Genomic DNA, 9,593 nt, shown 5'->3' on the forward strand with positions numbered 1-9,593 from the left:
AAATATGCAAGCAAACTTTTTTAAGCTCACTTGCATTTAATTCTTTTTTTATTCGTATCTCAAGGCTTCTATTGGATCCATTTTTGCTGCCTTGTTGGCTGGATAGTAGCCAAAGAAAATTCCTATTAGCATGGAGAATCCCACTGCCACTATTATGGCGCCAAGGGAAGGAAGTGTCCTTGCCTTTAGGATGCTGGACCCGATTATTCCTATGATGGTGCCAAGGGCTATGCCGAAGATTCCTCCGATTATGCAAATTATTATGGATTCGATTATAAACTGCTTTCGTATATCTCCACGAGTTGCCCCCAGTGCCTTTCTTATGCCAATTTCCTTTGTTCTCTCTGTTACTGACACGAGAAGGATATTCATTACGCCAATGCCACCTACTAAAAGGGAGATGGCTGCTATGGCTCCTATGGCTATTTGGATTGATGACATGGCAGAATTCATCTGTGCTATCTCGCTTTTTGCTGAGTAATATGCCACTTCTGCCCGAGGATTGTCGGCGTAAAATTTTGCGTTTAGTTCGTCACTTATTGCCTGTGCATCTTCTTCTATGCTGTCGGGGTTTTTAAGTGTCAATGCTAAATCATAATAAACTGTTCTGGGTTCACTTAAAAGTTCTCTGTCGCCTGTGGTCCTTGGGATGTAAAGTGTGGAGTTTGCTCCGTTTAGAGATTGACCCATGACGGACATTTCTTCGTACTCATAGACACCAATAATCGTTGCAACTATTAGCTTGCCGTTGACTTCAATTTTTGCCTCTCTGCCCAAGACTTCTGGTGCCGTCACTTTATAGACCTTTTCTAAAACTTTGTCTGATATTACTGCCACGGACTTGCCACGAGCGACATCTTCTTCGTTTAAAAATCTGCCCGCAATCATCTTTAGTTTAAAAAGATTTTTTTCTCCCTCAGATGTGGAAGATATGGATACTGCTTCTTTGTTTCTACCATCTTTTACATAGCCTTGTCCACTTTCTCCATGATAGATTAACTCCTCTATTCTCCTGCCCTTTTGAGCCTCTAAATATTTTAGTATATCTTCTGTGAAGAAATCACTTTCACTTAATTCGCCGCTGTCATAATCTGCGTTTTTTGGTTTTACATAGAACTGGACTGCTGTGTTGGCTATGGAGTCAAAGGCCTTGTTCACTGATTTTGTCAGGGCGTCACCTATGGTTGTGATGCCTATTACTGAGCCTATGCCTATTATTATGCCAAGCATGGTCAAAAAAGATCTTAATTTATTTGATTTTAGTCCTTCCAAGGAGAGTTTTATTGTTTCTAATAGGTCCATTAAATCTCCTCCAAATTCCCGTCAGTCATCTTGTAAATCCTAGTGGCTTCTTCTGCCAGTTCAAGATTGTGGGTGATGACTATTATAGTCCTCTTCTCCACTTCGTTTAGCTTGTGGAATAAATCCATGACTGTCCTGCCTGTCTTGGAGTCTAAGGCTCCCGTTGGCTCGTCTGCCAAGATTATGTCGGGATCATTTGCCATGGCTCTCGCTATTGCCACCCTCTGCTTTTGCCCTCCAGATAGTTCGTTGGGAAGGTGGTTCATCCTGTCCTTCATGTCAACTATTTCAAGTAGCCTTTCTGCCCTTTCTGCCCTCTCTTTTTTGGGGACTCCTGCATAGGTCATGGGGAGTTCTACATTTTTTAGGGCATTGGACCTGGGTATGAGGTTAAAATTTTGGAAGACAAAGCCAATTTTTTTGGATCTATAGGCTGAAAGTTCGCTATCCTTTAGGGATGATATGTCAACTTTATTTAGCTCGTAATAGCCTGATGTCTGCCTATCTAAGAGGCCTATAATGTTCATGAGGGTGGACTTGCCTGAGCCCGACTGTCCTACTACAGATACAAATTCGCTCTCATTGACATCAAAGTCTATGCCGTGAAGGATTTCCAGTTCATTTTCCTTGCCTATGTTAAAGGATTTTTTGATGCCCTCCATTTTTATCAGCTTATTTCTCATCTTTTTCTCCAGCTTTTTTGTCTGCCAAGTCTGCATCTACTACTTTTACTAGGCTTCCCTCGCCATAGCCGCCAGATGTGGCAAGGACTTTGTCATTTTCCTTTAAGTCCTTAGATTTTATGGCAGTTTCTGCGTCATTGGAAAGTCCCAATTTCACTTCCACTTTTTGGATTTGGTACTTATCCTTACCCATATCCTTTAGGGCGAGGATATAATTTTTGCCATCTCTTTCAAAGACTGCATCTGTTGGCACTTTGAAGGTGTTCTTTTCTTCGCTCATGATGTATTTTACTCTAAGGGTCATGCCTGGTGCTAGTTTGCTTTCTTGCCCCTCATCTAATTCAATAGTTGTCTTGTAGAGAACTTCTCCCGTTTTGTTGTCGGCAGAGGCTGGCATTGGCACTGGATCTATGGAAATTACCTTGCCCTTATAAGTTTCGCCCATGGCTGAATCTGATGTGATTTCCACAAGTGTTCCCACTGCCACTGAATTTTTGTCGTATTCTTTTACTTGTGATTCTATCCTCAAGGTGTCAATGGTTTCGATTTTTGCCACTGCTGCCGCTGGCGCTTGCCCTTCCTTGGCATTTACTTCTGTAACTGTGCCGTCAGTTGGAGCCTTTATCAGTGATTTTTCCAATTCTTCTGTCAAATTTTCGATTTCCACCCTGTCTAGGTTGTTGGCACCTGCCTTTGCCGTCTTTAAGTTGTCAGACAGACCAGATATTTCATTGGCAACTTGGGTCTTCGTGGATTCAAGATTTCTCTTGGCACTTTCGTAATTGTCTCTGGCTGTTTCAAGGTTTTGTGCCAGCGTTTTTAATTCGTCATCACGAGCTTTCTGTGATTTTATGGCTTTGTCGGCATCAGAGGATAGGTCTTCCTTGGCTTTTTTCACTTCAAGCCTTGTTCCGTCAACTTGTTTTCCTTGGCCTTCCAATTCTTTTTCCATTGCTTCTGCCTCTGATGTGTATTTTTGCTGGTCAGCCTTGGCAGTGGCAAGGTCTTCTGAAATTCTATTTACTTCAATTTCTACTTCGTTTTGTGTCCTTGTAAGTCTATTGATATTTTCGTTGGCTGATTTTTTTATTTCCTCAAAGTTTATTGCTTCTAATTCGCTTTTTCTATTTACAATTTTTCCTTTAAGTTCATTTATTTTATTTAGATCATTAGGATTTTTTTGTTCTTCAAGGTCTACTTCTGCTTGAAATCCAGAAATTTCAGCTTGTAATCCTGACACTTTTTCTTGAGCCTCAGCCAGTCTTCCCTGTTCTTCCTTAATGGAAATTCCAAGTTCAGTTAGTCTTCTCTTCTCATTATCAAGTGCATTTTGTAAATATGCCTCTTGCCTTGCCTTGTCTGCTGCCAGTGCCCTGTTGTCGGCAATTTTATTTGCGTTTTTATTCATATCATCTTGCAGTTGTCTATATTTTAAGTCTGTCGCCTCTTCTTGGTAGGCAAGATTTTCTCTCGTGCTCTTTTCTGCAACCATGCCTTGGTTATAGGCTTCGTCTAAACTTCTCTTGAAGTCGTCATAGGATTTTTGTGCCGCAAGGTATTGATCCATGGCTTGAGTAAGTGAAGTTTCGGCAGCGACTATGGCTGGATTTTTGCCCGAATCACGACCAGAAATTGCCTCATCAAGTCTTTTTTTGGCAGCAGAAATTTGTGCAGAAAGATTTTTGTCTGTGGCAGACTTTTGTGCCCTTCTTGACTTTAATTGTTGCTCAATGGAAGATGAATCAAGCTGAGCAATAACATCGCCCTTCTTCACCAGGTCGCCCACTTTTACATTTACATGAGTGACAGGAAGTGGCTTTTCTGCAAAAACTTCCACAGAGTTTGAAGGCACAACCTTGCCCTTTTCTGTCACCGAATTAGTTACGCTGCCCTTCTTCAGTGTCACTACTTGGTTGGAAGAAATTATCTCTCCATCTTTGCCACTAAGCTTTCCTGAAATTATTTTAAAAATCAAAAATGCAAGGGCTATTAATAAAATTAGCCCAAAGATTTTTGTAATTTTGTTCTTGAAAATAAAGTTTTTTGTCCTTATGTATAAATTCTTCATATCTACCTCCACAGTCAATTATATAGTAATTTCCTTTGCCTTTGCAATAGTTATAAGCTGCACATTTCTTAAATCTTTATTAAGATTAAGTAAAATTTTTATTAGTGAGTTTTATAAATTATAAAAGATTATATATAAAGATAAAGTTAAGTTATAATGTAGTAGAGGTGATTACCATGGAGATGGTTGTCTTAATTTTATTTATGCTATTTTTATTCCTGGCAATAATTTTTAAAGTCCCAATAGCCTTGGCTCTTTTTATAAATTTAATAGTCCTTGCACTTTACGCTTACAAGAAAAAATTTAGCCCAAGAGAAATTTTTAAGATGATTTTCCTGGGCATAAAGGACACCAAGACAATACTCCTGGTCTTTTCCCTAATAGGAATGATCACTGGCATTTGGCGACTGTCTGGCACCATTGCCTACATAATTTATCATGGGACAGGCCTTATAGCACCGAAGTTTTTTTATGTGGGAGTTTTTATTTTTAACTCTGCTATATCCTTTTTAACAGGGACAAGTTTTGGCACAGCATCAACTGCGGGCATAATTTCCATGTCCATATCAAATGCCATGGGCTTTAGTCCAGTAGTTAGCGGCGGGGCAATTTTGTCGGGCTGTTTTTTTGGCGACAGGTCCTCTCCCATGTCTACATCAGCACTACTTGTGGCGACTCTCACAAAGACTGACCTCTATGTGAACTTAAAAAATATGTTTAGGACTTGTCTTCTTCCTTTTGTTCTTACAATAATAACTTACCAAGTCTTTAACCTTGGCATTGACGCAAGGGTCGACAAGGAGGGCATAAACCTAATAAAAGAAATATTTAATTTCAACGCTTTATTGATTATCCCAACCCTTTCCATCATCCTGCTGTCAATTTTTAAGGTGAGTTTAAAAATAAATATGGTGATTTCCATTGTAATATCAATAATTTTTGCCGCAGTCTTTCAAAATAAAGGGGCAGGCGAAATTTTTAGGGCCCTAATCTTTGGCTTTCACATAGATTCTGAGGCAGGCAAGCTTATAAATGGCGGCGGCCTTGTCTCCATGCTAAAGATGCTTTTAATCGTGGGTATATCCTCTGGCTACTTTGGATTTTTTAAGGAGACAGACCTTCTTGTGGGCGTGAAAAAATATGTAAAAAGACTTTTTGCAAGGCTGCCCAATATGGTGGTCATGTCTATCATGTCCACAGTGATTTCAATTTTTTCTTCCAACCAAACCCTTACCATAATGCTCACTTATGAAATGGCTCGTGAAAGTTACGAGGACAGTGAAAAGTTGGCGCTGGATATGGAAAACTCTGCAGTTATGACTCCCTCCTATATACCTTGGAATATAGCTGGCAGAACACCCCTGGAGATGGTTGGCGCACCAGTTCTCTCCCTATACTTTTCCTTCTACCACCACTATATAGTCCTAGTTAACACCCTAGCTTCTGTTATCGAATTTAGAAAAAGTAAAAAGAGTTGACTTACGGACTTGCAAGGGGCGGAAAATAAATAACGTTTTAAAAGTTTAAAAAATAAATTTTTTTGGCAAAGAAAAACTCAGGCACTGTCATGTGTACCTGAGTTTTTTATTTTCTAAAATTTTAAATCTTAGTAAAGGTTCTTGGTGTTAGTTTGTGCTCGATTATACCCAGCAAAAAGTCTGCCAAGACTGCCATAAGGGCTGTTGGGATTGCTCCTGCTATTATTATTGGGCTGCCGTTGGCTACTGTTATTCCTCTCGTTATGATGTCGCCAAGTCCGCCTGCTCCTATGAAGGTTCCCACTGCTGTCACTCCTATGGCAAGGACTAGGGCGTTTCTTATGCCACCCATTATTATTGATATGGCAAGGGGCAATTCCACCTTTGTCATTAGCTGAAGCTTGGTCATGCCCATGCCTGTTGCTGCGTCAACGAGTTCTGGCGTCACTGAATTTATGCCCGCCACTGTGTTTTTTAAGATTGGAAGGATGGCGTATAAAAATACTGCAAAGACCACTGTGTCTGGTCCCGTTCCTATTAAAAACATGAGTATGGCAAGCATGGCAAGGGAAGGTATTGTCTGCATTACATTGGCAATGCTAATGGTAATTCTTGATAATTTTCTCCTTCTTGCCACAAAAAATCCAAGGGGAATTGCTACTATTGATGCAAATAAAACTCCGTATATGGAAATGAGAAAGTGTCTAAGGAACTGCTCAAAGACATAGGATGAGTTTTGTGCATAGTAAATTATTACATCAGACATTTTTTCCTCCTTCCACAAATTCTTTGTATTCTTTTATTTTATTTTTGTCAACTTTTAGGTCTTCAAAATAATTATTCTTCTTCAAAAAGTTTTCTGCTACCTTTGCTGGCATTTCTAAGTCTTCATCGGCTTGTCTGTTTAGTTCCTGCATGGTTTCTGATGGGATTTGTCCCACAAGTCTCATGATGGTTTCTTCCACTTCTGGATATTTTTCTACTATGGCCTTTGATGCTACTGGTGAGCAGTCGTAAGGTGGGAAGAGCCTCTTGTCGTCTTCTAGGACTACTAGGTCGTAGGATGAAATTTTGCCGTCTGTTGAATAGCCAAGGACTACATCCATTTCTCCGCTGGCAAGGGCTGTGTAGACAAGTCCTATGTCCATGGGATAGATTGTCTTAAATTTAAAGCCGTAAATTTCTTGGAAGGCCTTGTAGCCGTCGCCCTCTCTCTTTATCCAAGCTGTGTCAACGCCAACGCTTACTTTGTCCTTTATTTTTTCAAGGTCTGATACCTTCTTTAAATTGTTTTCTTCTGCAAATTTTTTTGTAACCATAAAGGCGTAGGTGTTGTCAAAGCCAAAGGATGGATACCAATATCTTTCCCATCTCTTGTAATATTCCTTCATTACAACTTCTTCTGCCTTCTTTGGATCCTTTATGGGCTCCATGCCAAGCTCGCCACTAAGTGCTGTGCCTGTGTACATGCCCCCTACCACATTGACATCACCCTTTAACATGGCTATATGATTTAGGACTGATGATGATAGGTTTGTTATAAGTGAAACTTTAAGGTCTGTGTGGTGCTCAATCATTTGCTTTACTATCTCACCTAAGATTTGTCTTTCTGTATTTGAGCCTGTGGCTACAACTACATTGGTCTTGGTATTTCCTCCTAGACCTGGAAGGGTGCAAGATGTTAAAAGCATGGATAGCATTATAAAAATCAAAATTATTTTTTTAAATTTATTTGTTTTTTTCATTATGCCACCCCACTTGTCTTGTTAGGTGAAAGTTTGTCTTCAAGTATGCCAAATAAGAAATCCACTATTATTGCCATTAGGGTTACTGGGATTGTTCCCCAAACAACCATTGGCATTATGGCATTGGTAAGTCCGTTAAAGATAAAGTCCCCAAGTCCACCTGCTCCTACATAGGCTGCAAGAGTCGTCCAAGCAAGGACATAAATGGCAGAAAGTCTAATGCCACTCATAATTACTGGCATTGCCATAGGTATTTGCACTTTAAATAAAATTTGTGACCTGGTCATGCCCATGCCCCTTGCCGCATCTATTAGCTTGTCATTTACTCCTGCTATACCAAGATAGGTGTTCCTCAAAATTGGAAGTAGGGAATATATGAAAAGTGAAACTATGGCTGGCTTTTTGCCCACGCCAAAAATTGGAATCATGAGGGCAAGTAGAGCAAAGGAAGGCACAGTTTGTAGGACTGATGCTATTGCCATGACAATTTTTGCTGCCGTCTTTGATCGTGTCAAAAATATACCAATGGGCACTGCTATTAAAACTCCAAAAAAGAGTGAAATTGAGGCAATAAAAAGATGCTCCAGGGACTTTGACAGGATCTCAGTGCTATTAGTCATTAAGAAATCAAGCATTATCTTCACCTATCTTCTTAGAGGATTCTCCCGATGCATCCTTCATAAGTTTAGATAAATTGTCATCTTCAAAAATTTCTTCAACTTCATCTTCCTCTTCATTTTCCCAAAGGTTTGTGTAGATTGTGTCAACTACTGAGGCTCTAGTTACAAGTCCAACTAGCTTATTTTCAGAGTCAACTACAGGAAGATTTTTTATGTCCAAGTTATAAATGTCACGAATGGCATTCATTATTACGGTGTCTTCTCTTATGGCATAGACCTTTTCCATAACTTCATCAAGAGATTTTATTTTTTTACCAAATCGTCCAATGTCAAACATGCCCACTGCTCCAAGTAGATGATTTTCTTCGTCTGTTACAAAAATTGTGTCTACTCTCTTCTTTCTCATAAGAGCTAGGGCATCATAGGTTGACCTATCTGAAGTCAGGGAAACTGGATCCTTAAGCATAATAGTTTCCACAGTCCTATAAGAAGTCTTGGCTTCGTTTAATTTTTCTTCCCCAAGCATGTCTTCCACATACTTGCTCTTTGGGTTTTTCAAAATATTTTCTGGCGTGTCAAATTGTTCCACATGGCCCTTTTTCATAATTACAATTTTATCTGCAAGGCTAAGTGCCTCGTCCATGTCGTGAGAGACAAAGACTATGGTCTTTCCCATTTCCTTTTGAAGTCTCTTTACAAGTTTTTGTAGGGCGTCTCTAGTTATTGGGTCAAGGGCACCAAAGGGCTCGTCCATTAAAATTATGTCTTGGTCTGCTGCAAGAGCTCTTATTACACCAATTCTTTGTTGTTGACCTCCAGATAATTCTGAAGGATATTTATCTAAGTAAGATAGCGGAAGGTCCACTTTTTCGATTAAATTTTCTGCTATGGGTCTTAGTTTGTCTTCGTCCCACTTCAAAAGTCTGGGGACAAGGACAATATTGTCATAGACAGTCATATGTGGCAAGAGTCCAATTTGTTGAATTACATATCCAATTTGCCTTCTTAAGTCAACGGGATCCATATCCTTAATGCTGACTCCATTTATTAGTATATCTCCGCTAGTTATATCGTTCATCCTGTTGATCATTCTCATGCAAGTAGTTTTGCCCGATCCACTGGCTCCAATAAAACATATAAACTCTCCATCCTTAAATTTTAAATTTATATTTTCAGCTGCAACCTGATTGCCGGGATAGATTTTACTGACATTTTTAAATTCTATCATTACAATCTCTCCTTTTCAGTCTTTTTCTATTATACCCCAAAAGAAGAACTTTCAAAAATTTTGTTTATTAACAAGCTTTTGTGGCTATAATTTTAATAGAAGATTGTATTTTGTTTTAAGGAGGCATATTATGGCTAACGATTATCATGAACCCGCAGCGGAAATGACAAAGAAATCAAGAGAAATTATTAGGGCGATTAATTCCCTAAAAGAAGAAATCGAAGCAGTTGACTGGTACTTCCAAAGAGTTGCAGTAACTGATGACAAAGAATTAAAGGAAATCATGTGGCACAATGCTGAAGAAGAAATTGAACACGCAATGATGACACTTGAATGGCTTCGCCGCAACCAAGAAGGCTGGGACGAACAAATGAGAACTTACTTATTCTGCGAAGGAAATATTTTGGAAGCAGAAGAAAAAAGTAAGGAAGAAGAGGAAGAAGACAAAAAAAGATAAAAAGAAAAAAAG

Annotated in this window: 9 protein-coding genes; 2 read left to right on the forward strand and 7 right to left on the reverse strand. The window is 39.3% G+C overall.

Annotated features, from left to right (window positions below; genetic code table 11):
- Positions 1-48: 48 nt before the first annotated feature.
- From HGPG_RS05295 to HGPG_RS05305, 3 genes are read right to left on the reverse strand one after another with little or no spacing between them, the layout of a single operon-like run.
- Positions 49-1,302 carry an ABC transporter permease gene (locus HGPG_RS05295; protein WP_019125020.1) on the reverse strand — a complete coding sequence of 418 codons (1,254 nt, stop codon included), beginning with the start codon at positions 1,300-1,302 and terminating at the stop codon, positions 49-51.
- Positions 1,302-1,985, reverse strand: coding sequence for an ABC transporter ATP-binding protein (locus HGPG_RS05300; RefSeq protein ID WP_019125021.1), 684 nt, complete (start codon positions 1,983-1,985; stop codon positions 1,302-1,304). Before HGPG_RS05300 ends, HGPG_RS05295 begins: the two co-directional genes overlap by 1 nt.
- On the reverse strand, positions 1,975-4,053 hold the full coding sequence (locus HGPG_RS05305; RefSeq protein ID WP_019125022.1) for an efflux RND transporter periplasmic adaptor subunit: 2,079 nt from the start codon (positions 4,051-4,053) through the stop codon (positions 1,975-1,977). The genes HGPG_RS05300 and HGPG_RS05305 overlap by 11 nt, the downstream gene beginning before the upstream one ends.
- 176 nt (positions 4,054-4,229) lie before the next feature.
- Between HGPG_RS05305 and HGPG_RS05310 the strand changes: the two genes are divergently transcribed.
- Positions 4,230-5,531, forward strand: coding sequence for a Na+/H+ antiporter NhaC family protein (locus HGPG_RS05310; protein WP_019125023.1), 1,302 nt, complete (start codon positions 4,230-4,232; stop codon positions 5,529-5,531).
- A gap of 121 nt (positions 5,532-5,652) precedes the next feature.
- On the opposite strand, the gene HGPG_RS05315 is transcribed toward HGPG_RS05310, so the two are convergent.
- The 4 genes from HGPG_RS05315 to HGPG_RS05330 are packed head-to-tail and all read right to left on the reverse strand — an operon-like array spanning position 5,653 to position 9,124.
- The gene (locus HGPG_RS05315) at positions 5,653-6,297 is read right to left on the reverse strand and encodes an ABC transporter permease (RefSeq protein WP_019125024.1); all 645 of its coding nucleotides are present in this window, start codon (positions 6,295-6,297) and stop codon (positions 5,653-5,655) included.
- Positions 6,290-7,276, reverse strand: a complete 987-nt coding sequence (locus HGPG_RS05320; protein ID WP_019125025.1) for an osmoprotectant ABC transporter substrate-binding protein — start codon at positions 7,274-7,276, stop codon at positions 6,290-6,292. Before HGPG_RS05320 ends, HGPG_RS05315 begins: the two co-directional genes overlap by 8 nt.
- Positions 7,276-7,911, reverse strand: a complete 636-nt coding sequence (locus HGPG_RS05325; RefSeq protein ID WP_019125026.1) for an ABC transporter permease — start codon at positions 7,909-7,911, stop codon at positions 7,276-7,278. Before HGPG_RS05325 ends, HGPG_RS05320 begins: the two co-directional genes overlap by 1 nt.
- The gene (locus HGPG_RS05330) at positions 7,904-9,124 is read right to left on the reverse strand and encodes an ABC transporter ATP-binding protein (RefSeq protein ID WP_019125027.1); all 1,221 of its coding nucleotides are present in this window, start codon (positions 9,122-9,124) and stop codon (positions 7,904-7,906) included. Before HGPG_RS05330 ends, HGPG_RS05325 begins: the two co-directional genes overlap by 8 nt.
- 130 nt (positions 9,125-9,254) lie before the next feature.
- Here HGPG_RS05330 and HGPG_RS05335 point away from each other — a divergent pair, with 130 nt between their 5' ends.
- Positions 9,255-9,581 carry an encapsulin-associated ferritin-like protein gene (locus HGPG_RS05335; RefSeq protein WP_019125028.1) on the forward strand — a complete coding sequence of 109 codons (327 nt, stop codon included), beginning with the start codon at positions 9,255-9,257 and terminating at the stop codon, positions 9,579-9,581.
- Positions 9,582-9,593: the final 12 nt, after the last annotated feature.

The organism is Peptoniphilus grossensis ph5, assembly GCF_000311825.1.
GTDB classification, from domain to species: Bacteria; Bacillota; Clostridia; order Tissierellales; family Peptoniphilaceae; genus Peptoniphilus_A; species Peptoniphilus_A hominis.